This window comes from Bradyrhizobium manausense (assembly GCF_018129685.1).
GTDB lineage: Bacteria > Pseudomonadota > Alphaproteobacteria > Rhizobiales > Xanthobacteraceae > Bradyrhizobium > Bradyrhizobium manausense_D.
Map to the genome: position 1 here is coordinate 74,018 of NZ_JAFCLG010000004.1, position 25,692 is coordinate 99,709.

At 64.0% G+C, this 25,692-nt stretch carries 26 protein-coding genes; 14 read left to right on the forward strand and 12 right to left on the reverse strand.

Features of this window, described 5'->3' with window-relative positions; all coding sequences use genetic code 11:
* Positions 1 to 112 precede the first annotated feature (112 nt).
* Both JQ621_RS12925 and JQ621_RS12930 read right to left on the reverse strand, forming a co-directional pair.
* Positions 113 to 997 (reverse strand): MBL fold metallo-hydrolase, encoded by an 885-nt coding sequence (locus JQ621_RS12925; protein ID WP_212235097.1) that lies wholly within the window; start codon positions 995 to 997, stop codon positions 113 to 115.
* 634 nt (positions 998 to 1,631) lie between these two features.
* Positions 1,632 to 1,865, reverse strand: a complete 234-nt coding sequence (locus JQ621_RS12930) for a hypothetical protein (protein WP_212235098.1) — start codon at positions 1,863 to 1,865, stop codon at positions 1,632 to 1,634.
* 19 nt (positions 1,866 to 1,884) lie between these two features.
* Between JQ621_RS12930 and JQ621_RS12935 the strand changes: the two genes are divergently transcribed.
* The 7 genes from JQ621_RS12935 to JQ621_RS12965 all read left to right on the forward strand — a co-directional run bounded on the left by JQ621_RS12935 (position 1,885) and on the right by JQ621_RS12965 (position 9,156).
* On the forward strand, positions 1,885 to 2,883 hold the full coding sequence (locus tag JQ621_RS12935; RefSeq protein ID WP_212235099.1) for a tripartite tricarboxylate transporter substrate-binding protein: 999 nt from the start codon (positions 1,885 to 1,887) through the stop codon (positions 2,881 to 2,883).
* Between the two features lie 175 nt (positions 2,884 to 3,058).
* Entirely contained in the window at positions 3,059 to 4,711 is a 1,653-nt protein-coding gene (locus tag JQ621_RS12940; protein WP_212235100.1) for an NAD-dependent malic enzyme, read from the forward strand.
* Between the two features lie 309 nt (positions 4,712 to 5,020).
* Positions 5,021 to 5,413 carry a BlaI/MecI/CopY family transcriptional regulator gene (locus tag JQ621_RS12945; protein WP_212235101.1) on the forward strand — a complete coding sequence of 131 codons (393 nt, stop codon included), beginning with the start codon at positions 5,021 to 5,023 and terminating at the stop codon, positions 5,411 to 5,413.
* Complete coding sequence (locus tag JQ621_RS12950) at positions 5,410 to 7,923, forward strand: M56 family metallopeptidase (RefSeq protein ID WP_212235102.1); 2,514 nt, start codon at positions 5,410 to 5,412, stop codon at positions 7,921 to 7,923. The genes JQ621_RS12945 and JQ621_RS12950 overlap by 4 nt, the downstream gene beginning before the upstream one ends.
* A 152-nt stretch (positions 7,924 to 8,075) precedes the next feature.
* Positions 8,076 to 8,243, forward strand: coding sequence for a hypothetical protein (locus JQ621_RS12955; protein WP_212235103.1), 168 nt, complete (start codon positions 8,076 to 8,078; stop codon positions 8,241 to 8,243).
* A 154-nt stretch (positions 8,244 to 8,397) separates the two neighbouring features.
* Entirely contained in the window at positions 8,398 to 8,922 is a 525-nt protein-coding gene (locus JQ621_RS12960) for a septal ring lytic transglycosylase RlpA family protein (RefSeq protein WP_212235104.1), read from the forward strand.
* Between the two features lie 81 nt (positions 8,923 to 9,003).
* Positions 9,004 to 9,156 carry a hypothetical protein gene (locus JQ621_RS12965; RefSeq protein WP_212235105.1) on the forward strand — a complete coding sequence of 51 codons (153 nt, stop codon included), beginning with the start codon at positions 9,004 to 9,006 and terminating at the stop codon, positions 9,154 to 9,156.
* 363 nt (positions 9,157 to 9,519) lie between these two features.
* On the opposite strand, the gene JQ621_RS12970 is transcribed toward JQ621_RS12965, so the two are convergent.
* The 3 genes from JQ621_RS12970 to JQ621_RS12980 all read right to left on the reverse strand — a co-directional run bounded on the left by JQ621_RS12970 (position 9,520) and on the right by JQ621_RS12980 (position 13,040).
* Positions 9,520 to 9,822, reverse strand: a complete 303-nt coding sequence (locus JQ621_RS12970) for a hypothetical protein (RefSeq protein ID WP_212235106.1) — start codon at positions 9,820 to 9,822, stop codon at positions 9,520 to 9,522.
* Positions 9,823 to 9,951: 129 nt separating this feature from the next.
* Positions 9,952 to 10,224, reverse strand: coding sequence for a hypothetical protein (locus tag JQ621_RS12975; protein ID WP_212235393.1), 273 nt, complete (start codon positions 10,222 to 10,224; stop codon positions 9,952 to 9,954).
* 128 nt (positions 10,225 to 10,352) lie between these two features.
* Entirely contained in the window at positions 10,353 to 13,040 is a 2,688-nt protein-coding gene (locus JQ621_RS12980; RefSeq protein WP_212235107.1) for a flavin-containing monooxygenase, read from the reverse strand.
* Positions 13,041 to 13,245: 205 nt separating this feature from the next.
* On the opposite strand from JQ621_RS12980, the gene JQ621_RS12985 reads away from it, so the two are divergent.
* Positions 13,246 to 13,494 carry a hypothetical protein gene (locus JQ621_RS12985; RefSeq protein WP_212235108.1) on the forward strand — a complete coding sequence of 83 codons (249 nt, stop codon included), beginning with the start codon at positions 13,246 to 13,248 and terminating at the stop codon, positions 13,492 to 13,494.
* Between the two features lie 82 nt (positions 13,495 to 13,576).
* On the forward strand, positions 13,577 to 15,046 hold the full coding sequence (locus JQ621_RS12990) for a carboxylesterase/lipase family protein (RefSeq protein ID WP_212235109.1): 1,470 nt from the start codon (positions 13,577 to 13,579) through the stop codon (positions 15,044 to 15,046).
* Positions 15,047 to 15,053: 7 nt separating this feature from the next.
* Here the strand turns inward: JQ621_RS12990 and JQ621_RS12995 are convergent, their stop codons facing one another.
* Positions 15,054 to 15,233 (reverse strand): hypothetical protein, encoded by a 180-nt coding sequence (locus JQ621_RS12995; RefSeq protein ID WP_212235110.1) that lies wholly within the window; start codon positions 15,231 to 15,233, stop codon positions 15,054 to 15,056.
* 174 nt (positions 15,234 to 15,407) lie between these two features.
* Here JQ621_RS12995 and JQ621_RS13000 point away from each other — a divergent pair, with 174 nt between their 5' ends.
* Positions 15,408 to 16,229, forward strand: coding sequence for a DODA-type extradiol aromatic ring-opening family dioxygenase (locus tag JQ621_RS13000; RefSeq protein ID WP_212235111.1), 822 nt, complete (start codon positions 15,408 to 15,410; stop codon positions 16,227 to 16,229).
* A gap of 66 nt (positions 16,230 to 16,295) precedes the next feature.
* Here JQ621_RS13000 and glgA read toward each other — a convergent pair whose 3' ends face one another.
* Together glgA and glgC are read right to left on the reverse strand one after the other, a co-directional pair.
* Positions 16,296 to 17,744, reverse strand: coding sequence for a glycogen synthase GlgA (glgA, locus tag JQ621_RS13005; RefSeq protein ID WP_212235112.1), 1,449 nt, complete (start codon positions 17,742 to 17,744; stop codon positions 16,296 to 16,298).
* Positions 17,741 to 19,003: a glucose-1-phosphate adenylyltransferase gene (glgC, locus tag JQ621_RS13010; RefSeq protein WP_212235113.1), complete on the reverse strand. Its 1,263-nt coding sequence runs from the start codon at positions 19,001 to 19,003 to the stop codon at positions 17,741 to 17,743. Before glgC ends, glgA begins: the two co-directional genes overlap by 4 nt.
* A gap of 255 nt (positions 19,004 to 19,258) precedes the next feature.
* Here glgC and JQ621_RS13015 point away from each other — a divergent pair, with 255 nt between their 5' ends.
* Positions 19,259 to 19,624, forward strand: a complete 366-nt coding sequence (locus JQ621_RS13015) for a hypothetical protein (protein WP_212235114.1) — start codon at positions 19,259 to 19,261, stop codon at positions 19,622 to 19,624.
* A gap of 187 nt (positions 19,625 to 19,811) precedes the next feature.
* Here JQ621_RS13015 and JQ621_RS13020 read toward each other — a convergent pair whose 3' ends face one another.
* A complete protein-coding gene (locus JQ621_RS13020; protein ID WP_212235115.1) occupies positions 19,812 to 20,012 on the reverse strand; it encodes a hypothetical protein in 201 nt (66 codons plus the stop codon).
* 241 nt (positions 20,013 to 20,253) lie between these two features.
* On the opposite strand from JQ621_RS13020, the gene JQ621_RS13025 reads away from it, so the two are divergent.
* Complete coding sequence (locus JQ621_RS13025) at positions 20,254 to 20,721, forward strand: hypothetical protein (RefSeq protein ID WP_212235116.1); 468 nt, start codon at positions 20,254 to 20,256, stop codon at positions 20,719 to 20,721.
* Positions 20,722 to 20,796: 75 nt separating this feature from the next.
* Here JQ621_RS13025 and JQ621_RS13030 read toward each other — a convergent pair whose 3' ends face one another.
* Positions 20,797 to 21,072: a hypothetical protein gene (locus JQ621_RS13030; RefSeq protein ID WP_212235117.1), complete on the reverse strand. Its 276-nt coding sequence runs from the start codon at positions 21,070 to 21,072 to the stop codon at positions 20,797 to 20,799.
* A gap of 472 nt (positions 21,073 to 21,544) precedes the next feature.
* Between JQ621_RS13030 and JQ621_RS13035 the strand changes: the two genes are divergently transcribed.
* On the forward strand, positions 21,545 to 21,859 hold the full coding sequence (locus JQ621_RS13035) for a septal ring lytic transglycosylase RlpA family protein (protein ID WP_212235118.1): 315 nt from the start codon (positions 21,545 to 21,547) through the stop codon (positions 21,857 to 21,859).
* A gap of 539 nt (positions 21,860 to 22,398) precedes the next feature.
* On the opposite strand, the gene JQ621_RS13040 is transcribed toward JQ621_RS13035, so the two are convergent.
* Positions 22,399 to 22,617: a hypothetical protein gene (locus JQ621_RS13040; protein ID WP_212235119.1), complete on the reverse strand. Its 219-nt coding sequence runs from the start codon at positions 22,615 to 22,617 to the stop codon at positions 22,399 to 22,401.
* Between the two features lie 120 nt (positions 22,618 to 22,737).
* The gene (locus JQ621_RS13045; RefSeq protein WP_212235120.1) at positions 22,738 to 24,048 is read right to left on the reverse strand and encodes an ABC transporter substrate-binding protein; all 1,311 of its coding nucleotides are present in this window, start codon (positions 24,046 to 24,048) and stop codon (positions 22,738 to 22,740) included.
* 470 nt (positions 24,049 to 24,518) lie between these two features.
* Between JQ621_RS13045 and JQ621_RS13050 the strand changes: the two genes are divergently transcribed.
* On the forward strand, positions 24,519 to 25,649 hold the full coding sequence (locus tag JQ621_RS13050; RefSeq protein WP_212235121.1) for a sugar ABC transporter substrate-binding protein: 1,131 nt from the start codon (positions 24,519 to 24,521) through the stop codon (positions 25,647 to 25,649).
* Positions 25,650 to 25,692: the final 43 nt, after the last annotated feature.

Sequence of the window (25,692 nt, forward strand, 5' to 3'; positions counted from 1 at the left end):
TAACCCACCTCTTTGATTTCCGCGGCGACAGGAGTGGTGGGTTACGCCGAGCAGATGCGCTTTGCGCATCTGCGGGGCTAACCCACCCTACGGCATTTGAGCAAGTCGCTCATCAATACCCGCGGCCCCACCAGTAGCAGAAGCGTTCGACATTGGCGGGCAGGCCGGCCTCGTAGTTCGCCCATTTCTCGTATTTCGGCAGCTTCACCTCCTTCATCGCGGTGTCGAAGCATTTGCCGGCATCCGCGGCTTTCTTCACCTCGGCCGAGAGATCCTCCATGTAGGCGATATCGTCCTCGACATCCTTCTTGGTGCCGAGCCGGCCGCCCGCGCTGGGATGGCCCGGGATCATCCGCTCCCAGTCGAGCGAAGCGAGCTTCTTCAGCGAGGCGATGAATTCGAGCGGCGAGGCATTGTCGGGAATGTTGCGGAACTGGACGCTTTCGATCGGTGCGAAGTCGACGACGAAGACAATCTTCTCTTTCGGCAGCCGCATCACCAGCGAATCGTCGGAATGGTTGCGGCCCACATAATCGAGCTCCAGCCTGGTGCCGCCGAGTGTGATGGTCTTGGTGTCGTCCACCACCTGGTCCGGAATCACGACATCGGCTAGCAGCGAATTCTGCTTTTTCAGCTCGAGCAGCCGCTCCTTGGTACGGCGATGCGCGATGAAGGTGGCGCCGAGATCCTTGAATGGCTGGCCGCCGGCGATGTGATCGTAATGGTGGTGGCTGTAGATGACATATTTGATCGGCTGGTCGGTGACGGCCTTGATCGCGTCGATGTAGGGCTTTGCGGGACGCAAATAGGAGATCGGATCGGTCGCGATCACGCCCTTTGGCGTCACGACGAACATCGACTGATGGCCGCCATAGCGAAAGATGTAGACGTTGTCGGTGCCGTCGACCTTCTTGGTGGAGGTCTGGGGCGGGGTCTGCGCGAGAGCGGGTCCAGCGACGAGAGTCGCGAGAACGGCGATGCAAGATAATGCTTTCATCTCTGACTTTCTGAAAAACGATGGCGCGGAAGGTGGGACTCTCCCTCACACAAACTCTGCGAAGAAGGATTTATTCCGCGCTCTTACGCGGTCAGTCCGTGGTGGAACAGGCGTGCAAATGTGATCCTTTCGGCGTCGATCGCGCTTGACAGTCTTATGTCACGGGAGGACCATACCGCTGGTCGCAAACAAGCGACGCGTAACGTCCACCTCATGAGCAAGGGGAGGTCTATGACTCCACCTCCGCAAATCCAGCCGCGTTGAGTGCGATGGAGCTCGTTCGGACTATCGCATAGCGGCAGAAACCGCGAACGGCACGCCGGGTCAAGGTTTAGTGGGCTGCATCAGCAAGGCAGAGCCCCTACCTGCCCGGCGCTGTGCGTTTTCGCCGGCTCTGCTGGAGAATGATGAAACGAGGCGCCCGGCTGTCAGTGGTTCACCTCTCCCCGACGGGGAGAGGTCGGATTGCTTTGGCGCGCATTGCGCGCCTGAGCAATCCGGGTGAGGGGCCGCGGCGCTCAGTGAGACCTGCCGCCCTCACCCGGATCGCATCTTCGATGCGATCCGACCTCTCCCTACGGGGGAGGTGATCCGAGTTTTGGGCGCCGTCGATTCAACCAAGACTCATCGCGCGCTACGCCTTCTTCTGCACGCCGAAGAGATCGCCGAGCCATTGATCATAGGCCGGCTGTTCCTCATGCAGTGTGGCCGGTTGTTTGGTGGACGGCTTGACGCCGCATTCGATCGCCGATCGCGTGTCGCATCCGCTCCCGACGCGACAAACTTGCGGCTTGCCTCCGCTCACTGGCCAGCGTTCACTCGCCGTCCAGTTCGCTGACGACATGCGGACGACAAGAAGCCTGGGCATGAAAAGTCGGGAGAAAGCGATGCGGGGGGTGTGGGCCGGATTGCGCGGTCATGCGATCGTCATCTGCGCGTTGATGGGATGTGTTGCGTGGAGTGAAGCAACCAGCGCCCAACCGTTTCCCTCCCGCCCCATCACTCTCGTGGTCCCGTTCGCGGCCGGCGGGCCGACCGATACGCTGGCGCGGATCCTGTCGGAGCGGATCGCAGCCGAACTGCACGCGACGATCATCGTCGAAAACGTCGCCGGCGCCTCCGGCAGCATCGCCGGGGCCCGCGTCGCGCGCGCGACGCCTGACGGCACCACCATCACCATCGGCCATTGGGGCACGCATGTGCTCAACGGCGGGATCTTCAAGCTGCCCTATGACGTGGTCGAAGATTTCGAGCCGGTCGCGCTGGTTGCGATGGGTACGCAGCTGATCGTGGGCCGCAAGTCGCTCGAGGCCAACAATCTGAAAGAGCTGATCGCGTGGCTGAAGGCCAATCCCGGCAAGGCCTCGGCGGGCACGGCCGGCGCCGGCACCGGCGCGCATGTCGCCGGCGTCTTCTTCAAGGAAAAGACCGGCACCGACTTCCAGTTCGTGCCTTATCGCGGTGCGGGCCCGGCCATGATCGACCTCGTCGCCGGACAGATCGACATCATGTTCGATCAGGCCACGAATTCGCTGCCGCATATCAAGAGTGGCGCGATCAAGGCGTTCGCCGTGACTTCGCCGACGCGCCTCGCCTCCGCGCCTGATGTTCCGACCGTCGATGAAGCGGGCCTGCCTGGGCTCTATATTTCCTACTGGCACGGCATCTGGGCACCGAAGAACACGTCAAAGGACATCGTCGGCAAGCTCAACGCGGCGATCGTATCGGCGCTTGCCAATCCATCCGTCAAGCAGCGCTTCGCTGACCTCGGCCAGGAGATTCCGCCGGTCGATCGGCAAACGCCCGCAGCTCTCGGCGCCTTCCAGAAGGCAGAGACCGAGAAATGGTGGCCGATCGTGAAAGCAGCGGACATCAAGCCGGAATGACAGGGGAAAGAGCAGGGCCTCGCTCTCGTGCCACATTAACCTTTGCGTCGTGTGTTCGCGAAAATCTCGCTGCGGTGCGAGATCACTTCGCCGCGCGTGGCGCAACGTCCTTGATCTCGATGGTGCGCTGGCGGACAATGCCGCCCCTTCAATAAGAAACTCCCTGGGGGAATTCGTGAATAGACCTGCTCGGGTCACAGCCCATTCGACATCGCCCGATTCTGCGCATGGCATGACGCTGCTGCGCGATCCCCTGCTCAACAAGGGCACGGCCTTCACGGAGGCAGAGCGCGATGCGCACGGCTTGCGCGGCCTGTTACCGGCCTGCGTGCTGACGATCGAGCAGCAGGTCGAGCGCGTGCTGATCAATCTGCGCTCGCTGCCGACCGACCTGGAAAAATACGTCGCGCTGAACGCGCTGCACGACCGCAACGAGGCGCTGTTTTTCCGCGTCGTCGTCGATAACATCGACGAGATCCAGCCGATCATCTACACGCCGACGGTCGGGCTCGCCTGCCAGAAATTCGGCCTGATCTTCCAGCGTCCGCGCGGCATGTTCATCTCCTCGCGCGATCGCGGCCAGATCGAAGAGATTTTGCAGAACTGGCCCTATCCGGCCAGGCTGATCGTCGTCACCGACGGCGAACGCATTTTGGGTCTCGGCGATCTCGGCGCCAACGGCATGGGAATTCCGGTCGGCAAGCTCTCGCTCTATTCGGCCTGTGCCGGCGTGCATCCGGAGCATTGCCTGCCTGTTGTGCTCGACGTCGGCACCAACAACGAGGAGCTGCTGGGCGATCCCTACTATCTCGGCCTGCGCGAGCGGCGGCTCACCGGCGAAGCCTATGACAGCTTCGTCGACGAGTTCATGACGGCGGCGCGGAAGACGTTCCCGGGCGTGTTGATCCAATTCGAGGATTTCGCCAACCATTCCGCCTTCAGGCTGCTGCACAAGTACCGGGATGAGACTTGCGTCTTCAACGACGACATCCAGGGCACCGCAGCCGTCGCGCTCGCCGGCCTGTTTTCGGCGCTGCGCGTGAACGGCGGCAAGCTGAGGGATCAGCGCATCCTGTTCCTCGGTGCGGGTGAGGCGGCAACTGGCATCGCCGATCTCGTCGTCTCCGCCATGATGGCGGAGGGCGCAACGGAAGCCGAGGCGCTGCGGCGCAACTGGCTGATGGATTCCCGCGGCCTCGTTGTTGCAAGGCGCGAGGGTCTCCATGGCCACAAGCTGCGCTATGCCCACACCGACCAGGCGCCGATCGCCGACTTCCTGACCGCGATCAGGACGCTGAAGCCGACGGCGATCATCGGCGTTGCCGCGGTTGGCGGCGCCTTCACGCCCGACGTGCTCAAGGCGATGGCCGAGCTCAACGAGCAGCCGATCGTGTTCGCACTTTCCAACCCGACCTCGAAGGCCGAATGCTCGGCGGAGGATGCCTATCGCTACACCGAGGGCCGCGCGTTGTTCGCCTGCGGCAGTCCCTATGATCCGGTCAAGCTCAATGGCCGCACCTTCGTGCCGCGGCAGGGCAACAACTCCTACATCTTCCCGGGCGTCGGCCTTGGCGTCATCGCCAGCCGCTCGCGGCTCGTGACCGACGAGATGTTCATGGCGGCCGCTCATACGCTCGCCAATTGCGTCGGCAAGGAGGACCTTGCGCAGGGCAGCCTCTATCCGGCGCTCCCCCGTATCCGCGAGGTCTCGGCCCGCATCGCGGCCGCGGTCGCAGACGTCGCCTATCAGCGAGGGCTCGCCGATGGACCGGCGCCCAACGACGTCAAGGCCCTGGTCCAGTCGGCGATGTACGAGCCGAAGTACTAGGGCTGTTGTGCTGGCTTGTGCGCTGCCGATGCCACAGGCGGAAGGTTCACCTCTCCCGAAGGGAGAGGTCGGATCGCATTGAAAATGCGATCCGGGTGAGGGGTTACAGTCTCACCGATCGCTGCGGCCCCTCACCCGGATTGCCGGCGCGCAATGCGCGCCATAGCAATCCGACCTCTCCCCTCCGGGGAGAGGTGAACCCCAGCCGTCCGAGCCTGCCGACACGGCCGGAATCGCGATTGTCTGCCGCGGCCGGATGTGCGACGCTCCGTAGCATTGCAATAATCTCAAGCTGTTAGGTAGGCCACCATGGACGATCGTTTGCCCGACCTGGGCGACCTCGAGCACGAGGTCATGCAGATAGTATGGGCCCATGGGCCGGTCACGGCCGAAATCGTTCGCGAGCGCCTGTCGCGCCGTCTGAAGGAATCGACGGTGCGAACGGTGCTGCGCCGCCTCGAAGAAAAAGGCTATGCTCGCCACACGGTAGACGGACGCACCTACGTCTACCATGCCGCCGAAGAACGCGCGCGGGTCGCGGCCAAGGCGGTGCAACGCATCGTCGACTGGTTCTGCAATGGCTCGATGGAGGAGGTCCTCGTCGGCATGGTGGACAACGCGATGCTCGACCAGCAGCAATTGCGCGCGCTGGCGGACCAGGTGGCCAGGGCGAAGAAGGCAAGGGGAGTGAAGAAAGAATGATCGCAGCTCTGGCTGAGGCGGCGTTACGCTCCTTCGCGCTGGGAGGCGTCGTCTGGATCGGTCTCTATCTGTTTCGTGTACGCAACCCGCACGTCCATATGACGGCGTGGCTTGTCGTGCTCGCGGCATCGCTGGCGATGCCGTTCGTGATGCATTGGCCGACGCTCACCCTCGACCGGCTGCCCCTGTCCATGCCGGTGCCGGACGATGCGTGGCCGGCCGATCTTTCCATGCTGGAGCGGCCGCAGCCGTCGCTGCCGATCGCGTCCGGTGCGGCCACCGCGCCGATGGCGAGGCATGGCGTCCCGACCGACTGGTGGATGGTCGCAACCACGGTTTACGCCTGCGTCGCCGGCCTGTTGCTGCTGCGGCTCGCCGTCGGCCTCTGCCTGACCTGGCGGGTGGCGCGCGCGGCAAAGCCGGTGAAGGGCATCATCGGCGCTGACGTGCGCGTCAGCCGCGACGTCGGCAGTCCCGTCACCTTCGGTTCGACCATCCTGGTGCCGCCGCAATTTTTCGGCTGGGACGCCAAGAAGCGCCTTGCGGTGCTCGCGCATGAGGGCGCGCATGTCGCCAATTGCGACTTCTATGTCCTCCTGCTCGCCTCGCTCAACCGCACGATGTTCTGGTTCAGCCCGTTCTCGTGGTGGCAGTTGGCCCGTCTCGCCGAGCTTGCCGAGATCATCAGCGACGCCCGCGCCATCGAGATGATCGACGACCGGTTCTCCTATGCGGAAATCCTGATCGACGTCGCGGCGTCCGTGAAGCCGCGGCCGATGGAGCTTGCGATGGCGCAGGCCTCGACGGTGCGCGCGCGCGTCGAACGCATCATCGCGGCCGCCGCCATGCCTGTCGCGGTCGGCTGGCGCAAGCGTCTGTGGATCGCGGCTGCGATCGTGCCGGTCATGATCGTCTCCGCCGGCATGATCGCCTATCGCACACCGGACCCGGTGCCATCAGGTGCCGATCTCGGTCATGCGCCGGCCGAGCACTACCGTCCGCAAGTCAAATTCTACGCGATGAGCCCGACCTCGGTGTTCGCGATCTTCCGCGACGGCGATGAACTCTACGGTCAGCTCACGGGCCAACGCAGGCTGCGTCTGACCATCGGCAACGACGGCAATGCGGCCTACGCGGCTTCGTTCGGCGAGATCACGTTCCCTGTGGATGCGGAGCGTCGCGCCTCCGAGCTGACGCTGCATATCAACGGCCGCGACGCGCGCGCTGTCAGCGTTGCCGAGATGCCGGCGCAGGCGGCGGATCCGCTGTCGCTTGATCAATATGTCGGCTGGTACAGGATTGCGCCGAACCGCGTGCTCACCGTGCGGCGCGATGGCGACCGTCTGCAGGTGCAGGAGACCGGGCAGGGCGGATCGCCGGTTCTGCCTGAAGGCAACGATGCCTTCTCGCTCCGGGGCGATCAACTCCTGATCTTCCTGCGCGCGGAAGGGGACGGCGTCGCACGCGTGCTGGTCCAGAATGTCGCCTCCGGCGCCCGCATCGCGCCGCGGATCGACGCGGCGGCGGCTCAGGCGATCGAGGCCGACTACGCGCGCCGGCTGGCGGAAGTGCCTGACAGGTTCAGGGAGCAGGTCCCGGTTGCGGGCAGCAAGGAGATGATCCTGCGCGGGATCGAGGATTTGCGCGAGGGCAAGCCGAACTACGATCGGATGAGTGCACGGCTCGCTGCGAAGATCCATCGTCAGCTCGACGAGTTGCGCGCGACTTTCGCGGCGCTCGGCGCGGTCGAGACCATCTTCTTCCGCGGCGTCGGGCCCGGCGGCTACGACATCTATGGCGCCAAGTTCGAGAACGGCTCCGCGGAATTTCGCCTTCTGCTCGATCCCGACGGCAAGGCCGGCGATGTGATCTTCCGGGCCGACGGCAATGACGAGCTCGGCGGGATCGTCCCCTGTTCGGAAGAGGCGAGCGTGCGCGGCCGTGCCGGCACCTCGCCGATCAGGATCATGCTCTACAACGAGACGGGCGACGACATTCGGGTCTTCAATCTCGATGCGGACGGCGCGCGCAAGGCGCAGAGCGTCGTCAGGCCGGACATGACCTGGACGGCGCAGACCACCGTGAACAATCCGTGGGTCATTGCCGACAAATCGGGGAAATGCATGGAGATCCTGGTGCCGGGCCGGCAGACGCGCTTCCTCAATGTCGAGGCCGCGAACCTCGGAGTGCGGCCGGGGCATGCCGCCCGTCGGGCCGTTCCGATCGCCAATGGCGAGGCCATGCTGCGGCACTACATCGAGGGCATTGGCAAGGGACAGCCGGATTATGATCATATGACCACCGAGGTCGCGAACATCGCCCGTGCGCAGCTTCCGCTCGACCAGGCGATCCTGGCGCGGCTGGGTGCGCTGCGCGCGGTGTCGTTCCGCGGTGTCACCGCACTCGACAGCGATATCTATGTCGCCCAGTTCGCCAATGGCGCGGCGGAGTGGCGCATCGGCGTCAGGAACGGGACGATCACCAAGATCGCGCTCGGGCCTAATTTCTAGACGCCCGTATGGGTCTGAGTGTTGCCGATGCGCAGTGCCCTCAATCCCGGCTTGCGCCGGCCGGGCGCAAGCGTTACGTTGGGTAACACTACGTAAGGTAGCCGGCCGCGGGCCCGGGAATTCGGCGCGGCCCTCGCAAGCTGACCGGGTTCATGATGTGCATGCTGACGCAGCGGGAGCTCGACTTTCTTGCCAGCCTGAAAACCAGCTGGCGGCTGCTCTATCGGCGTGAGCTCATGCGGCTCATGAGGGGGGCGGTCGAGACCGGCGAGGCGCAGCCGGAGACGCACCCGGTGATTTGGCGCGTCGTATCGGGCTGATTTTTTTGCTGGTTTTGTGTCGATTCAGGACATGTGACTGTGGTGGAATCGCCACAGCCGGCGCGAAACCATAGCGGCCGCAAGGCCGCTTTTGTTCAGCCAAGGTTCTGCCCTCATTGCCCACCGAAACTCAGGCGTGTTCGGAGGGCGCATCATGTCTCGCATTGCAAGGGCCGAAACGACCCTGACTACGCTGACAACCTCGAGCCGGTTGTTGCTTGCCATCGTGGGTGCCGCCTCGCTTGCCGCCTGCGCGCAATCGCCGGTTGGCCGGCAAAGGGCCGATCTTGCTCCGGCCACAAGGCAGGCTGCAACCGAGCGGCCACACAGAGTGGCAGCGCTCCATCCGCGTCCGATCTACCGGCCGTCTCCGTCCCACGATACGGCGAGCGCCAAGTCGACTGCATCGCAGGGCGTGGCGAGCTTCTATTCGGACACGGAGACGGCGAGCGGCGAGAGGTTCGACAAGAACGAGTTGACGGCGGCTCACCCCACACTGCCGTTCGGCACCAAGCTGCGTGTCACCGACGTCTCCTCCGGCCGCTTCGTGACCGTCAGGGTCAACGATCGCGGGCCCTTCGTGCACGGGCGCGTCGTCGACATCTCGCCCTCCGCGGCCGAGGCGCTCGGCATGGTCGACAAGGGCCTCGCCAATGTCAGGCTCGACGTCGTGCAGTAGCGATGCGTTGAGCTTAACCGGCTGTTAGTCGCTTTCCCTCACCATGGCCGCCCGGCAATTCGGGGCTTTGGGGGGCGACGCTTGAACACGATCCAGTATCTCGAAGATCAGGCTGCGCGCGCCGAGCGACTTGCCAAACGGATCACGGATACGCTGACGATCGAAAAGCTCCTGACCTTTGCCGGCGAACGCCGCCGCGAGATCGAGGCCATCGCCGCCAGGCGGCGTGGCTAACGCATTTCACAGCTCTCGCGATCCATGTCCTGAACGCATTCGCCCTCGCCCCGAGGCGCGGAACTTCCTTTTCGCTCACGCGTCATGTCAGGCGTGAACATGGAGGAGGAAGTCATGGGCTTTGGACGAGGTGCTCTGCTCTGGTTGCTTGGCGTGCCGCTGCCGATCATCCTGCTGCTGGCAGTGTTCTGGCATCACTGATGTTGCCACACGAAAAGCGCCGCGGAAGCGGCGCTTTTTTGTTGCATGGCAGTTGGAGCTGCTAAAGCGCGATGAGATTGGGTTGAATCGTCATCGCGCTTTAGGTTGTTGTTTGAGCATGATCTTCTCGGAAAACCGCTGCACACTTTTCCGGATCATGCTCTAGCTGTGGCTCTCGACGAAATCGCTGAGGTAGTCGGGAAGACCGATGCCGTCGATATCGCAGCGCGCGCGAATTTCGCCGGCGATCTCGCTCGAGATATCCTTCATCCAGTGTTCGAGCGTGTTGAACGAGAGCACCCTGATCGGATCGTTGAAGCAGCCGCTGACGAGTTCGCCGATCGTGACTTCGAGGTCGCTGCGCTCGACGCGGATTTCGCGTCCCTTGCCGTAGCGATCGATCACCACGAACAGGGTTTGATCTGCGCCATAGGGCACGGTCGGGTTGGGTGCGGCTTGGGACATCTCAGGCACTCACGCCTTCGTTCTTGTGTCTTCGCTCGGGGTCTTTGCTTTGAAGTCTTGGCTCTTCCGATCCCGGATAACGGGACTATCAGGAAGAAGGTTCCTGCGAAGTCTGCCGGGCAGGCGCCTTTAAAGAAATTCCCGCAAGCGCGCGAGTTCAGCGATATGCTCGGGCGAGAGGATCCCGGTCACCAGCGGCGGTTGCGCCGTGGTGTGAATCTCATAGAGGTGCCGGGTTGATGGCGGCTTCTCCATGAAGGCCGAGATGCACGCATCGAGCGTGCCTTCACTGACCTGATAAGACTCCCGGTCGGGTCTGCGCTGTTTGGCAAGCGAGGGCCATTTATGCAGCACGGCATGCGCGCCGAAATCGACTTTCGAATTCGTTGCCGATGCCCCCATCGCCCCCGCCTCACGCAAAAAGAACCCCGGCACGCAAGGCTGCGTGCCAGGGCCCATACCCATCGCTGCATCTCATGCCATGTTCGTGCAACGCGGCGGCCGGGAAAAGGTTCCCGGCCGATGGCGGCCTAACTTGCGGCCGCCGCGATCTTGTGTCCCGGGCCGGCATGGCCGTTTCTGTGCTCATCGCCGCGGCTGACCTCAGGCGGGAGCCCAGCAAAGCGCCGCAGCGCCTCGGCCATCTGCGTTCGGCCCTGGGCGCCGGTGATGACCACGTCGACCATCGTAAAGGAGGAGTGGAAATGGCCGCGCGCCTTCAACTGTTCGACCCGGACACCCGCGGCCGCCATGGCCTCGGCGTAGGCGATGCCCTCGTCGCGCAGCGGATCGAACTCGCAGGTGACGACAAACGCCGGCGGCAGGCCGGCGACCTTGCCGCGCAGCGGCGAGACGCGCGGATCAGTCCGGTCATCCGGGGAACAATAGAGGTCCCAGAACCAGTACATCAGCGAGCGCGTCAGGAAGTAGTCCGCTGCGTTGTCGTTGTAGGAGGCACGATCGAAGCTGCAGTCCGTCACCGGACACACCAGCAGCTGGCCTGCGATGTCAGGCCCGCCGCGATCGCGTGCGAGCTGGCAGGTCACGGCGGCGATGTTGCCGCCCGCGCTCCAGCCGGCGACCAGCACCGGCGCCTGGATGCCGCCGAGCTCGGCCAGATGCTCCGAGATCCAGCGCGTTGCCGCATAACCGTCCTCGGCCGCGGCGGGAAAGCGATGCTCCGGCGCGTGACGATAGCCGACGCTGACGAACATCATGCCTGATCGCCGCACCATGTCGCGGCAGAACGGCTCGTCCGACTGCTCGTCGCCGAGCACCCAACCGCCGCCGTGGAAATAGACCACGACCGGATGCGGTCCTGGCGTCGCCGGCTTGTAGACGCGGTAGGGCAGCGGGCCGTCGGCGCCGGGCAGGGTGCCGTCGACGATCTCGCCGATCGGCCGTCCCGCGGGCCGGGCCTTGTTGAACTCGCCCACGAAGGCGCGCGCGCCGATGGCGCCCATCGACTCGATCGGCGGCAGGTTCAGCGACGCCAGCAGGTTCAGCACCAGCCGGACGTCCGGCTGCAGCCGCACCACCTCGCCGTCATTGCACTGCGTGCCGTTGGGGCCTGACAGCCTGAAGCCGAGCATGCCGCGGCTCGCGACCTCGTCGCAGATGCTGCGATAGGGACCGACGCCGCCGGTGTAAGGCATCAGGCCCTGCACCTTGCCGGGCACGTTGGCGCCCGTGTACCAGGTGTTGGCGAGCCGGTGCAGCGTCAGCATCGCGCAGTCGGCCATATGCCTGTTCCAGCCGGCCTGGGCCGTCTCGGTCGGCTCGATCGTGGTGAAGCCGGCGTCGCGCAAGCCGGCGAGGCGATCCACCACCCAGTCGACATGCTGCTCGATCGAGACCGCCATGTTCGACAGCACCGACGGGCTGCCGGGGCCGGTGATCATGAAGAAGTTCGGGAAGCCCTTGACCGTGAGCCCGAGATAGCTCTGCGGCCCCTGCGCCCAGACATCGTTGAGCGATCGACCGCCGCGGCCCGTGATCGGATGCACCGCGCGGATCGCGCCGGTCATGGCGTCGAAGCCGGTCGCGAACACGATGACGTCGACATCGAAGCTGCGCCTGCCGGTGACGATGCCGCCTGCGGTGATGGCCTTGATGGGTTCCTGCCGCAGATTGACCAGCGTGACGTTCGGCCGGTTGTAGGTCGCATAGTAGTTGGTTTCGAGGCAGGGACGCTTGGCGCCGAACGGGTGGTCGTCCGGCATCAGCGCCGCCGCGGTTTCCGGGTCCTTCACCGCCGCCGCGATTTTTTCGCGGATCAGGTCCTGGACGATCTTGTTGCCGTCGACATCGACGGCCTGGTCGGCCCAGAGCTGCGACAGGATGTGGACGAGGTCGCCGGCGGCCCAGGCGCGTTCGAACCGCTCGCGACGCTCGGCATCGCTGAGCTGCCAGCTCACGACGGTCTGCTGCGGATAGGGCACGCCGGCCATCGATTGGCGCGCCTGCGCGCGATAGGCCGCGCGGTCGCTCTGGAACATGTCCCTGCGATCGGCCGGCGTGGGCCCGTTATGCGCGGGCAGGGCGAAATTCGGCGTGCGCTGGAATACGGTGAGATGCGCGGCCTGTTCGGCAATCAGCGGGATCGATTGAATGGCCGACGAACCGGTGCCGATCACGGCGACACGCTTGCCGGCGAGGTTGACGCCGTCATGCGGCCAGCGCCCGGTGAAATAGATCTCGCCCTTGAAATCCTTGACGCCGTCGATCTCCGGCGGCTTTGGCGCGGAGAGACAGCCGGTGGCCATGATGTAGAAGCGGCAGGAGACGGGCGCGCCGCTATCGGTGGTGAGCTGCCAGCGTCCGGCTTGCTCGTCCCATCTGGCTTCGGTCACCTTGGTCTTGAAGCGGATGTCGCGACGCAGATCGTAGCGATCGGCGACGAAGCCGAGATAGCGCAGGATTTCGGGCTGCGTCGCGTATTTCTCCGACCAGGTCCACACCTTGTCGAGTTCCGGATCGAACGTGTAGCCGTAGTCGATCGTCTGGATATCGCAGCGCGCACCGGGATAGCGGTTCCAGTACCAGGTGCCGCCGACATCGCCGGCTTCTTCGAGGCCGACGGCCGAGAGGCCGGCCTTGCGCAGGCGATGGAGAAGGTAAAGGCCCGCAAATCCGGCGCCGACCACGGCAACGTCGACCTGTTGGACGGTTCCATCAGCCGCCTTGGACTCACGCGCGGCGACCATTGCTTCCGGCATGGTATTCCTCCCGTGTATTTGTTTTGCCGGCAGGCTAGCGCTGCAGGCGCGGCTTGTCATCAGACCCAGTGCAATCGACCAAGTGCAATCTTCGGTAGTCCGGTTTGCGGCATCATCGTGGCGGCGCGAACGTTGCCTCGATGCACGCATCGCGATGCACAATGGCCGTGATTGCCCGGTCTAATCATGGACGATCCGTCCGTGTATGCTTGCGGTTACTAGCCACGCGTACCGACCGGGCGTCATGACAGAGTTGAGTGAGCGAACCAAAGCGAACATGGACGTCGTCCTGGAGGAGACATGCCGGCAATTGCCGCATGGCGGCGATCACGACAGTCGCAGGTTCATCGCCGAGCGCCTGATCGAAGCCGCGCAATACGGCCGCTCCACGCTCGGCGAGCTCGGCATCGTTGCACGGCGCGCGCTGGCGGAGATCATTGCCAAGGGCGGTTAGCTGACGCCGCAGCGCTTGCCTCTACGCGCGTCGCGGACGTAACCTTTCCGAGACCATTTCCGCGCATCGAGATCCCCCGAAGATGCGGCCCCTGCTTGCGCTCATCGCAATCTTTGCATTGCTTTGCATCGGCTCCGCCGCCGCCCAGCCGGTCGGCCAATTTCCATTTGCGTTGACACGTGAAGGCCAGGCGCTCGGCGCCGTCGAGGGCGACGTGGCGTCCTTCAAGGGGCTCGCCTACGCAGCGCCGCCAACAGGCAGCCTGCGCTGGCGGCCGCCGCAGGGCTTGCCCGAAAGTTCGGAGATGAGCACCGCCTACGACTATGGCGCGCCCTGTTTGCAGCCATCGCTGCCGGCCGCGCGCGAGGATTGCCTTACGCTCAATGTGTTTCGCCCTTTCGGGGTCGACGGACCGCTGCCGGTGATGGTGTTCATCCATGGCGGCGGATTTGTCACGGGCACCGCCAATGATCCGCTGCTCGACGGTTCGCGGCTCGCGCAGGCCGGGCTCATCATCGTGACCGTGAATTATCGTCTCGGCGCGCTCGGCTGGCTCACGCATCCCACGCTGTCGGAAAGCGGCTCCGGCAATTTCGGCCTGATGGACCAGATCGCGGCGCTGCGATGGGTGCACGACAACATCGCCGCGTTCGGCGGCGATGCGAACAATGTCACGCTGTTCGGCAACGGGGCCGGCGCGACGTCGATCGCGCTGCTGATGCTATGCGACCAATCGCGCGATCTGTTTCAAAAGGCCATTCTGCAATCGGTGCCCGGCCGCGCGCGCCTGCCGTCATCGCGGGAGGCAGAGGCCGCGGCTAAGCAATTTGTCGCCGCGCTCGGGCAAGAGGCGGATTTGCGCGCCGCCGGACCGACACGTCTGCTCGCCGCCGAAAAGCGCTTGCTGGACAAAGCTGCGCGCAGCTTCGCACCGGCGATCGATGGAAACCTTCTGACGGAAGACATCGCTGTCGGGTTTGCCGCCGGGCATGAGAGCCGCATTCCCCTCATCATCGGTTCGAACGATGACGAGACCAGCTTCGACAGCGAGCTCGAAGTCAAGCAGGCACTGTCGTCCTCGGGCGAGGGCATTGACGGACTGCGGAAGATCTATCCGGATGCCAGGAGTTCGTCCGATCTCGCGGCGCGCTTCTACACCGACAAGGTCTTCTCCGAGCCGGTGCGGATGCTCGCCCGGCTTCATGTCGCAACCGGGGCGCCGACCTTCCGCTATCGCTTCGCCTACGTGCCGGAAGCCCGTCGCGGCAATCCCGACGAAGGCCATGGGCGTGAGTTGCAGTTCATCTTCGGCGTGGAGGGCGTGCCAGGCGCGGGCATCTTCTCGCGACGCGATCGCGAGGTCGCAAGCCGCATGCGGGCCTACTGGATCAACTTCGCCAAGAGCGGCGATCCCAACGGGCCTGAGCTGCCGCGTTGGGACACGGCCGCGGACCGCGACCATCTGCTGCTGATCGGCAATGATCGCATCGCGAGCGGTGACGACCCATCATCGGAGCGCCTGGACCGGCTCGCGATCGACAGCAAGAAATAGGCAGGACTTACGCCGCGAGCTCGACGCGCGGCGCCGGGGTGAGGCGCTCTTCCTCGAGATAGTCCATCGCGCCGTCCCTCTCGACGGCGTAGAACTGCTGGCCTTCCTTGGACCGATAGGCGGCGCGAACGACGCCGCGGCGGCCCTTGTCGGAGTTGACGACGTCCCCCAGCGCAAACTTCTTCATCTCGCGTCCCGCAATCTTACGTCCGAAATGTCTTCTGGCCGATTGCTTCGGCCAAGACTGGATTTTGGACGGCAAATCGTTAACGGCTTGCTAACCATGCCGGTTTGCCTATGCTTCGCCGGCAAGCGCGCGGGCGCCTGGCCCACGCAATGTCTTCGAGGCGAGCCGGCACATATGACGCGATTTCCGACCCTCTTCCTGTCGCATGGCGGCGGCCCCTGGCCCTTCATGGAGGACAGGCGGGTGCAATATGCCAAGACCGCTGCGGAGTTCGGCCGGCTGCCGCAGCTTCTCCCTGAAAGACCGAAGGCGGTGCTTGTCATCACAGGCCATTGGGAGGCCGATGTCTTCACCGTGTCGACCTCGGCGCATCCGCCGATGGTGTACGACTATTACGGTTTTCCCGAGCATACCTATCACGTCAAGTATCCGGCGCCGGGCCAGCCCGCGCTCGCGGCAGACGTGAAGGCGCTGCTTGCGCGCGCCGGGCTCGACTGCCGGGAAGATCCCAATCAGGGGTTTGATCACGGCACTTTCGTACCGCTCGGCCTGATGTATCCGAACGCGGACATGCCGATCGTGCTGCTGTCGCTGAAGTCGAGCTACGACGCGGCCGAGCATATCAAGGTCGGGCAGGCGATCGCGTCGTTGCGCGACGAAGGCATTCTGATTGTCGGCAGCGGGCTCACCTATCACAACATGCGCGGTTTCGGGCGCGCGGAATCGAAGCCCGTCTCGTATGATTTCGAGGCCTATCTGAACGAGGCGATCGGCAACCCGGACCCGGCGCGCCGCAACGCGATGCTGGTCGATTGGGAGAATGCGCCGAGCGCGCGTCTCGCCCATCCGCGCGAGGACCATCTGCTGCCGCTGATGGTTGCGGCAGGCGCTGCCGGCAGCGACGTCGGCAAGCGCGTGTTCGTCGACGAGGTCGCGAGCGTCGCGATGGCGTCGTATGTGTTCGGTGAGTTCGTAGGGCGGATTAGCGGAGCGTAATCCGCCATCGGGCCGCAGCAACAGTGGCGGATTACGCCTGCGGCTAATCCGCCCTACACATTGTGCCTACGCGCGCGCCGTCATCAGGTCGCGATAAAGCGCGGCATACTCGCCCGCGCGATGGCGCCAGGACACGTCGGTCGCAAGACCGTTCAATTGAAGTCGTCGCCAGGTCGCCTTGTTGTGGAAGGCAGCGTTTGCCTGGCGCAGCGAGCCGGCGAAGGCGTCTGCTGTGACGGGAGCGAACTTGAAGCCGGTGGGATCATGTCCGGCTTCGCCGATGTCGATGATGGTGTCCTCGAGGCCCCCGACGCGGGAGACGATGGGGACTGCGCCATAGCGCAACGCGCAGAGCTGGGTCAGGCCGCACGGCTCGAACCGCGAGGGCACGAGCAGCGCGTCGGAGCCGGCCTGGATCAGGTGGGCCAGGATTTCGTCATAGCCGATCAGGACACCGATCCGGCCGGGATTGGCCCGCGCGGCGGCCTGGTATCGATCCTGGAGATCGCGGTCGCCGCTGCCGAGCAATGCGAGCTGCATGCCCTGCTCGAGGATGGTCGGGATCGCCTCGAGCAGGAGGTCGAGCCCCTTCTGCCAGGACAGCCGGCTGATGACGCCGAGCAGCGGCGCTTCGTCGGAGGAATCGAGACTGAACTGCTGCTGCAGCACCGCCTTGTTCGCGGCGCGAAACGTGAGATCCTGCGCGCCGAAGCGATAGGCGATGTGCGGATCGGTTTGCGGATTCCACACCTCGATGTCGATGCCGTTGAGGATGCCGCTCAGCACGCCTGCACGCTCGCGCAGCAGGCCGCCGAGCCCCATGCCGCCTTCGTCGCTCTGGATCTCATGGGCGTAGGTCGGCGACACCGTGGTGATGCGATCGGCCAGTTGCAGCCCGGCTTTCAGAAAGCTGATGCCGCCGAAATATTCGAGGCCGTGAACATCGAACGAGGCTGCCGCGGGCAGCCCGATCGCGCCCACGAGCGAACGGTCGAACTTGCCCTGATAGGCCATGTTGTGAATCGTCATCACCGTGCCGGGCCGCTGCCCCCCGTCATAGTGCAGATAGGCCGGTGCGAGCCCGGCCTGCCAGTCATGGGCATGCACGATTTCGGGCATGAAGGCCGGCACGAGGCCGTGGCCGATATCGGCCGCCACACGCGCAAGCGCGGCGAAACGAACGCCATTGTCCGGCCAGTCGGTGCCTTCGGCGGTGACATAGGGGTTGCCGGGCCGGGCGTAGAGATGCGGCACGTCGAGCACGAACAGATCGAGCCCGTCATGCGAGGCTGCGAGCAGGCGTCCGGGGCCGCCGAAATAATCCGGCCAGCGCCGGATTTCGTCCGCGCCGGCGAGCCGCCGCATCACCTCCGGATAGCCCGGCATCAGCGTGCGCATCTCCACGCCATGTGCCTTGAGCGCGATCGGCAGCGCGCCGGCGACGTCAGCGAGGCCGCCGGTCTTGACGATGGGATAGACTTCGGAAGCGACCGCGAGGACGCGAACAGGCGTCATGTATTGAGCCTGTCGATCATCGGCTGCGTGATGAGCGAGATGCCCTGCTCGGTGGTGCGGAAACGTTTGGCATCGAATTCCGGGTCCTCGCCGACCACAAGACCTTCCGGGATCTCGACGCCGCGGTCGATCACGACGTTCTTCAGCCGCGCGCCGCGGCCGACGTTCACGTAGGGCATGATCACCGCATTCTCGACACTGCCGTAGGAGTTGATGCGCACGCCGGTGAACAGCAGCGAGCGCCGCAGCGAGGCGCCGGAGATGATGCAGCCGCCCGAGACCAGCGAGCTCACGGCCTGGCCGCGCCGGTTCTCCTCGTCATGAACGAATTTCGCCGGCGGGGTGATCTCGGAATAAGACCAGATCGGCCAAGCGCGGTCGAACAGATCGAGCTCCGGCACCACGTCGGTGAGGTCGATGTTGGCGGCCCAGTACGCGTCGACCGTTCCGACATCGCGCCAGTAGGAGCGCGGCTCGGCACCGGTTCGCACGCAGGAGGTCGAGAACTGATGCGCGATGGCGCGACCGTTCTTGACGATGTAGGGAATGATGTCCTTGCCGAAATCGTGACTGGAGTTGGTATCCTCGGCGTCGCGCTTGAGCTGGTCGAACAGGAATTTGGCGTCGAACACGTAGATGCCCATGCTGGCCAGCGAGACATCCGGCTTGCCCGGCATCGGCGGCGGGTCTGCGGGCTTTTCCAGGAACTGCTGGATCCAGCCGTTCTCGTCGATGTGCATGATGCCGAAGCCGGAAGATTCTTGGCGCGGCATTTCGAGGCAGCCGACGGTGACGTCGGCGCCGCTGTCGACATGCTGGCGCAGCATCACCTCGTAATCCATCTTGTAGACGTGGTCGCCGGCCAGCACCACGATGAAGCGGCAGGCATGGGCCTCGATGATGTCGATGTTCTGGTAGATCGCATCAGCCGTGCCGACATACCACATGCTCTCCGAGACGCGCTGGCTCGCAGGCAGGATGTCGAAGCTCTCGTTGCGTTCGGGCCGGAAGAAGTTCCAGCCCATCTGCAAATGCCGGATCAGGCTGTGAGCCTTGTACTGGGTGGCGACCGCGATGCGGCGGATGCCGGAGTTCACCGCGTTCGACAGCGCGAAATCGATGATGCGGGATTTGCCCCCGAAATAGACCGCGGGCTTGGCGCGCCGGTCGGTCAATTCCAACAGCCGGCTGCCGCGACCGCCGGCCAGGACAAACGCCAAAGCCTGGCGGGCGAGCGGTTCATTTCCGGCAGCACTCATATCGTCCTCCCACATGCCCGGGGGCGCAGCCAAATCCCCCTCTCACGGGAGGCCAGTCGGGCGCCGGTGGATCGGAATAGTAGCGGTACGAACGGTAAGTCGGAAAGTGGGTTGTTGGTTGCGAAAATGCGTGAACCTTAATGCTTTATCGCGGAGGGCGGGCTGGCTTCCATCCGGATCCGTCGCGGGCGCCACCGGCCGCGCCTTGGTCCGGCGTCGCTATTTGGGTCGGGGCTTGCAGCTATGGAAGGGCTGATGGGCAAGGATACCCGTGCACCATGGGCTCTTCAGGCGCGTGACGATACGCCTCCTGGAGGGCTCGGCAGCCACATTTCCGACGTCAGGAGGTTTGCCGTCCTGCCCGGGCGCCGTCCGGACGGCGTCTGTCTTCACGCTGGCCGTTCTGGCGGCCATGACGTCGAGAGCTTCGAACGATCGAACGAGATTGTCATCAAGCCTGACGGCCTCGGGCGGCGGCCTGAACTCGAAGCGATCACCGGTGACCAGCAACAAGGTCACGACGACGAGACCGATCGCGCAGCATGCCAGGGCGACGGCCGTCGCGATCATGGCGCGATACTCGGCCGCATCGTCGCTGAGCTGTCGGGGCAGGAACATTGACAAGACCAGCACTTGACGCCGGTGAGATCATATCCGGCGCCGCCGACCCGGCGTGGCCCTAGATCAGGTAAGCGATGTAAACGACGACAGCGCCGAGCGCAGTCGCAATTGACCAAAGTGCGGGATCGAAGGTCTCCGCGATGACCCTGGCTTCTGCTCTCTTCTTTCGCATGGGGATTTGCTCCGGTCAGCGGGAAACGGTGAGCACTGCGCTGCCCACGACAAGCGGCCGTCCGGCCTTGAGGCTGGCGGTTGCTTCGCTCGTTGGCAGTTTCGCATGCAGATGAAGGCACAGTGAGAGCGCCGAGACCGTGACACCGACAAGCAGCGCCACAACCACGATCTTGCGGTGGGTCGCGCGATCCGCATCGTGAATCGAATAGCTCATCAAAACCTCCGCCATCCTTTCGCGCTCGGACTGTCGGCCAGAATCGGCGGCCTGGATATTGCGCGGCTTATCTTAGGTGGACTTCCCTACGTAGTTTGTCGGAGGCTGCGAAGTGCCGAGGCGCGGGGCGGTGAGGCTTCTTTGGTGCGGCGCATGCAGACCAAGCCTTGACTCAACGCAAAGAAGCGCGGTCGTGATGTGCGATCATTTCCAGTCAAGGCATCAGACAAGGAGTGAGGCGATGAGCATCTGGAAGACAGGCGTTGCCGGTGCGCTGGCGATAACCGTGATGGTCGGCCAATTGGAGCCGGCCGTGGCGGCGCCGATGCCGACCAATATCGGAACCATCAAGGCGATGGTTCCCGACGAGACCACCCAAGTGCATTGGCGCGGCGGCGGATGGGGCTGGGGCGCAGGAGGCCTCCTCGCCGGCGCCATCATCGGCGGTGCCATCGCGAGCGGCGGCTACTATGGTGGTGGCGGCTATTACGGCGGCGTTCCGTACTATGGCTATCCGGGCTACGGATACGGATACGGCTACGCTCCGGCCTATTATGGCGGCGGTCCGTACTACGGCGGCTACGTGCAGCCTTACGCCTATCCCCGCTACTACGGCTACCGGCGATACTATCGGCCGTATTACGGCCCGCGCTACGGATATTACCGACCCTATGTCGGGTATCATCACTATCACCGCCGCTACTGGTGATCTCGCGCGCTGCGAGCCGGATCAGCCGAGGTGCGCAGCAGGCTTGCCGGCTCTCCGGCAAGCCCGCTGGATTCGTTACCGACAGACATAGGCTCCGTTGACATAGACGCGAACGCATGCGGTTCCCACCGCCGCCGCACCGACGGCCGCGCCACCGACGACGGCGCGCCGCGTGGTGCGACGCGCAACGCCGGCAACGCTGACGGGCGTCAAGGGCCGTCCGACCCTGGCTTCCGCGCTGTTGATGGACAGCGAGAGCCCGTCGCTGGATGATCGTTCAAACGAGCCTGACAGCCCAAGCGCCGCAACCAGCGCGGCCAGTATCCACATTCCAGGCTTGCGATAGTTCATTCTAACCTCCCGACTTCAGTGTAAGAGGCCATGAGCTCACTCTTCCCATTGCAGGCCATTGATCAGGGTCAATGGATCGTGGAATGGGCGAGAGTCTGAACGAGTAGGCCGATACCGGTCTCGGTGCCGGATATCGGCGGCAACCAATCACAGAGATAACCAGACGATCAGGCTGATGCAGGCAACATGCGCGAGCACGATCGCGGCGAGATGCAGCGGGCCGGCCTCGAGGCGAAGCCTGCGCAACTCGCCACCTCCGCGCTGGGTTTATGCCGCGACAGCCGGCAACACGTGTGCAAGTCGGTCAGACAACGCCTGACGATGCCGCGCCGCGCATTGAGGTGCGCACGCTGGTCTTTCACAAACAGTAACAATGTGTGAAGCAACCGCCGGGCGCCGCCATGCGGTTCCCGGAACGATAGGGAACCAAGCGACGTTGCAGCGCAGGGCAGGGCCAACCGGGAGCGGTGCCGTGCGAGCGCATTCGACGTTTTTGTTTTGTCTGACCACTTTCTCGCTTTCTGCATTTTCTGTCGCCTACGCCGAAAGCGGACTTGCCTCATACTATGGATACGGAAAAGGAGCGAAGAACGGAGAATTGACCTGCGCGCATCGGACACGCCCGTTCGGCAGTGTGCTCAAGGTGTCCTACAGCGGACGGACCATTCAATGCCGCGTCAATGATCGCGGTCCCTTCATCCGCGGCCGCATCGTCGATCTCTCGGTCCCTGCCGCCCGGGCGCTTGGCATGATGAGCGCGGGCGTGGTGCGGGTCTCGGTGGAATAGCTCGCCAGGATCAAGGTCAACGAACGCCGGCTATTGGGCGGCGGAAGAGGAGCGGCGCGTGGCGCTGTCGCGCGCCGCTGATCCCATGGGGTTTGCCTACCAGGCTCCGACGGCGATCATCACGACGATGGTCAGGCACGAGAGGCAGGCAATCGACGCGGCATAGAATTCGGGCGTGTTCAATGTTGCCTCCTGAAAATGCACCGGCATTCCAAGATACCGTTGTCGTGACGTGATTATTCCCGCGCGCGTTCAATTCGGCCTGGTGTTGCGGGTCCGTCCCATCCGGGTCGCGGGACTCGTCGTCCAGCAGAAAAACCTTGGGCTAACTTCGTCTCACAACCATCGCGGGGCGTCTGGCGATAAGAAGCCATCTTCAGAGCGAAAAGAATGACGGCTGGGTGCGTTTGGCTTCGGCTGCAGCGCGGATCAGCGTTGGGCGAATTTGCATCGCGCCGAGCGCCCGATGACCATCCTCTCCTGCGAGGGGAGAGGATGGTGCGTCGCATCGATGGAGAAGCGCAGCGGTAAACGTCAGCTCACAGGCACTTCATCGTGCCGTTGGGCATGCGCGTGGCCGGGTGACCGGTCTTGCGGATACACCAATCCTGGTTCTGACCGCCGAAGACGCAGCGCCCCGCACCGTCGCGATGTTGGTTGGGACCGCAGCCGCCAAGGGCGGCGGCGGGTGTCGACGACAGCCAGAGACCTGCCGAGAGAACGACAATTCCAAACAGAGCAGCAGAAAGAATCTTCATGAAAACCTCCACCTCTCGTGCGCCATCGTGATGAATGGCGGCCCGTTATAGCATGTGGATGCTGCACCCAAAATGAATGGGACGGGAGAGGGGCGAGCTGTCAGCTCCTTGTCAGGCGCCTCATGCCCCGTAGGTCGATCCCTTCGGCAGAGGAAACACCGGCTCCTGTGTCCGAATGTTGGTCGGCCATACGACGGAAATATGCTCGCCGGCGTTCTGCATCACCACCGGCGTCGAGCGTTCGTTCTGGCCGGAGAGCGGCGTGCCCGGCGGGAAGAATTTGACTCCATAACCCTGGATGGTGCCGCCGGGCGGGATGTCGACGTCGAGCGCGGCCTTGCGAATGGCCTCCGGTTCAAAGCTGCCGTACTTCTCCCTGGCGACCGGCAGCACGTTGTTGAGCAGCACCCAGGTCTGGTTGAAGCCCATCGAGCAGTGCGGCGGCACGTCGGTCGCGCCTAGCTTGGCCTGGTAGCGCGTCACCATGGTCTTGATCAGGTCGCCCATGCCGGGCGCGAGCTTCGAGGGATCGAGCAGCTGCGCCGGCACCGGATCGATGTTGCAGAAATTGTCGATGTCCGTGCCGAAGGTCGCGCGCAGCTTGTCGAGCTGGCTGTAGCCGGCGCCGTTGCCGAACAGCATCTTGAAGCGCAGCCCGCTCTCGCGCGCCTGCCGCAGCAGCAGGGTAATGTCGGGGTTGTAACCGGCATGCGAGATCACGTCGGCCTTGGCGCGCTTGAGCTTGGTGACGAGTACCGACAGATCGGGCGCCGAGGCCGAATAGCCCTCCTTCAGCACGATCTGAAGACCGGCCTCCTTGGCATAGGCTTCGTCCGCGGCGGCGACACCAACGCCGTAGGGGCCGTCCTCGTGGATCAGCGCGATCTTGACGTCCTTCGGTTCCATGCCGAGCCTGGCCTTGGCGTGCTCGCTCATGAAGCCCGCAAACGCCTGGCCGTACTGGTCGGAGTGGATCTGCGCGCGAAACACATATTGCAGGTTCTTGTCCTTGAACACGGCGGTCGATACCGCGGTCGTGATCCAGAGGATCTTCTTCTGCTGCTCGACCTTCGCCGCCATCGGCACCGCGTGCGCGCTGGAATAGACGCCGTTGATGATGTCGATCTTCTCCTGGCTGATCAGCCGTTCGGCCTCGTTGATGGCGACGTCGGCCTTGCTCTGGGAGTCGGCGGGGACAGGCACGATCCTGGTCTTGCCGCCGATGCCACCCTTTTCGTTGACGAGATCGATGGCGATCTGCGCGCCGACCGAGGAGGCGACCGAGCCGCCCGCGGCAAATGGCCCGGTGAGATCGTAGATCAGGCCGATACGCAAATTCTCGGCTTGCGCCTGGGCCCGGGTCCAATCGAGGCTGAGCGTGGCGGCGGCAGCCGCCGTACCCTTCAGCAGCTGCCTGCGTGAAGTCGGCATCCTATCCCTCCCTCAAGTCCGTCGTTGGGACTGTCTCTTATTTTTTTGCGAGTATTTGGACGGCATGGACGAAAGTCAACATGCACGGCGCTAGGCAATTCGGACGCGCAAGCTGACCATGATCGCTTCGCCGTTTTTCCCTGAGTATCATTCTTTTTGCTGCGCTGTCTCTTGGTTTGCAATCATTCGACTGGCTCGACATCATTCGATTGCGCTGCATCAAGCCCGACGCGAGCATCCGCTTGTCACGCGTATGTTTTTCAGCTTCGCCGCAGCGCCGCATGGTCTCCAGCAATTGTGATGGTTTCACTTGACGCGTTCGACACGCGTCAGCCCCTACGAGGGGCATTCGGCTTGTGTGCATCAGAGGTTGCGTGGCATCCTAGCTACGTAAACTGCACGGGACGTCCAATTCCCGGCTTGGCCTTTTGCGCCGTTAAGGGTGGAACAGAAAGCTCAGGAGAAGAGATATGGTGTGGACGCTTCGTTTGACGGGGCTGGCTTGCGCCGGCCTGTTGCTGTCCTCGGTCAGCGCCCTGGCAGGGCCCAAGGTCGTGTCCGGTCCGGGCGCCGATCCAGCTTGCTTCAAGCCCTGGTCAGCCCAAACCAAGTTCTTCCAGTGGGACAAGAAGCCGGGTCCCTACAAGATCGCCCTCGTCAACGGCTTCGTCGGCAACACCTGGCGCATCCAGATGGTGAAGACCGCAAAGGCTTTCGCCGCGCAGCCGGGCATCAAGGAGAACATCAAGGAGTTCAAGGTCGTCTCGACCGGCACCGATGTTGCCGCGCAACTCGGCGCGATGGAGGACTTCATCAATCAGGGCTATGACGCGATCGTCACCATCGCGGTGGCTCCTGACGGCTTCGACCGCATCATTCGCCTCGCCGACAAGAACAACGTGGTGGTCGTTCCCTTCGACAACGTCCTCGACACCGACAAGGTGATGATGGTCAACGAGGACCAGAAGGAAATGGGCCGCATGTCGGCCAAGTGGCTCATCGACGAAAGCGGCAAGAAGGCGGGCGACATTCTCGAAGTCCGCGGCTTGCCCGGCAACTCGGTCGACCGTGATCGGCATCTCGGCTTCCGCGAGGTGATGGAAGCGCCGGGCAACAGCTTCAAGATCACCGAAGTGGTCGGCAATTGGGACACCGGCACCTCGCAGAAGGTGACGGCGGATGCGCTCGCCGTGCACGGCCATTTCGATGGCGTGTTCACGCAAGGCGGCTCCGACGGCACCGTTCAGGCCATGATGGCGGCGAAGCACCCCTTCGTGCCGATGTCGGGCGAGGGCGAGAACGAGTACCGCAAGCAGATCGCCGATCATGCCAAGGACGGGCTCAAGGGCATGTCCTACGGCCAGTCTCCGGCGCTGGTCGCAATTGCCACGAAGGCAGCGATCTCCGCGTTGCAAGGCAACGTGATGCCGCAGCTGATCTCGATCCCGATCCCGGTTGCGACCTACAAGGACCTGAAGCCCGGCACCAATTACTGGCCGGACCTCAACGCCAACTTCTTCGCGCCGAACCAGTTCACGCCCTGCGGCGTCAACTTCACGGCGCCGGAGATCATGTCGCAGAGTGAAAAGAACACCCAGTGAGCCGACTTCCGATGTCACGGTTGCGGCCCGGCCCTTGCCGGGC

Bases quoted from the DNA above. Each gene is read 5' to 3' on its own strand.
- JQ621_RS12925 (WP_212235097.1), bottom strand. From the start codon at position 997: ATGAAAGCATTATCTTGCATCGCCGTTCTCGCGACTCTCGTCGCTGGA.
- JQ621_RS12930 (WP_212235098.1), bottom strand. From the start codon at position 1,865: ATGCCCAGGCTTCTTGTCGTCCGCATGTCGTCAGCGAACTGGACGGCG.
- JQ621_RS12935 (WP_212235099.1), top strand. From the start codon at position 1,885: ATGCGGGGGGTGTGGGCCGGATTGCGCGGTCATGCGATCGTCATCTGC.
- JQ621_RS12945 (WP_212235101.1), top strand. From the start codon at position 5,021: ATGGACGATCGTTTGCCCGACCTGGGCGACCTCGAGCACGAGGTCATG.
- JQ621_RS12950 (WP_212235102.1), top strand. From the start codon at position 5,410: ATGATCGCAGCTCTGGCTGAGGCGGCGTTACGCTCCTTCGCGCTGGGA.
- JQ621_RS12955 (WP_212235103.1), top strand. From the start codon at position 8,076: ATGATGTGCATGCTGACGCAGCGGGAGCTCGACTTTCTTGCCAGCCTG.
- JQ621_RS12960 (WP_212235104.1), top strand. From the start codon at position 8,398: ATGTCTCGCATTGCAAGGGCCGAAACGACCCTGACTACGCTGACAACC.
- JQ621_RS12970 (WP_212235106.1), bottom strand. From the start codon at position 9,822: ATGTCCCAAGCCGCACCCAACCCGACCGTGCCCTATGGCGCAGATCAA.
- JQ621_RS12975 (WP_212235393.1), bottom strand. From the start codon at position 10,224: ATGGGGGCATCGGCAACGAATTCGAAAGTCGATTTCGGCGCGCATGCC.
- JQ621_RS12980 (WP_212235107.1), bottom strand. From the start codon at position 13,040: ATGCCGGAAGCAATGGTCGCCGCGCGTGAGTCCAAGGCGGCTGATGGA.
- JQ621_RS12985 (WP_212235108.1), top strand. From the start codon at position 13,246: ATGCTTGCGGTTACTAGCCACGCGTACCGACCGGGCGTCATGACAGAG.
- JQ621_RS12990 (WP_212235109.1), top strand. From the start codon at position 13,577: ATGCGGCCCCTGCTTGCGCTCATCGCAATCTTTGCATTGCTTTGCATC.
- JQ621_RS12995 (WP_212235110.1), bottom strand. From the start codon at position 15,233: ATGAAGAAGTTTGCGCTGGGGGACGTCGTCAACTCCGACAAGGGCCGC.
- JQ621_RS13000 (WP_212235111.1), top strand. From the start codon at position 15,408: ATGACGCGATTTCCGACCCTCTTCCTGTCGCATGGCGGCGGCCCCTGG.
- glgA (WP_212235112.1), bottom strand. From the start codon at position 17,744: ATGACGCCTGTTCGCGTCCTCGCGGTCGCTTCCGAAGTCTATCCCATC.
- glgC (WP_212235113.1), bottom strand. From the start codon at position 19,003: ATGAGTGCTGCCGGAAATGAACCGCTCGCCCGCCAGGCTTTGGCGTTT.
- JQ621_RS13015 (WP_212235114.1), top strand. From the start codon at position 19,259: ATGGGCAAGGATACCCGTGCACCATGGGCTCTTCAGGCGCGTGACGAT.
- JQ621_RS13020 (WP_212235115.1), bottom strand. From the start codon at position 20,012: ATGAGCTATTCGATTCACGATGCGGATCGCGCGACCCACCGCAAGATC.
- JQ621_RS13025 (WP_212235116.1), top strand. From the start codon at position 20,254: ATGAGCATCTGGAAGACAGGCGTTGCCGGTGCGCTGGCGATAACCGTG.
- JQ621_RS13030 (WP_212235117.1), bottom strand. From the start codon at position 21,072: ATGAACTATCGCAAGCCTGGAATGTGGATACTGGCCGCGCTGGTTGCG.
- JQ621_RS13040 (WP_212235119.1), bottom strand. From the start codon at position 22,617: ATGAAGATTCTTTCTGCTGCTCTGTTTGGAATTGTCGTTCTCTCGGCA.
- JQ621_RS13045 (WP_212235120.1), bottom strand. From the start codon at position 24,048: ATGCCGACTTCACGCAGGCAGCTGCTGAAGGGTACGGCGGCTGCCGCC.
- JQ621_RS13050 (WP_212235121.1), top strand. From the start codon at position 24,519: ATGGTGTGGACGCTTCGTTTGACGGGGCTGGCTTGCGCCGGCCTGTTG.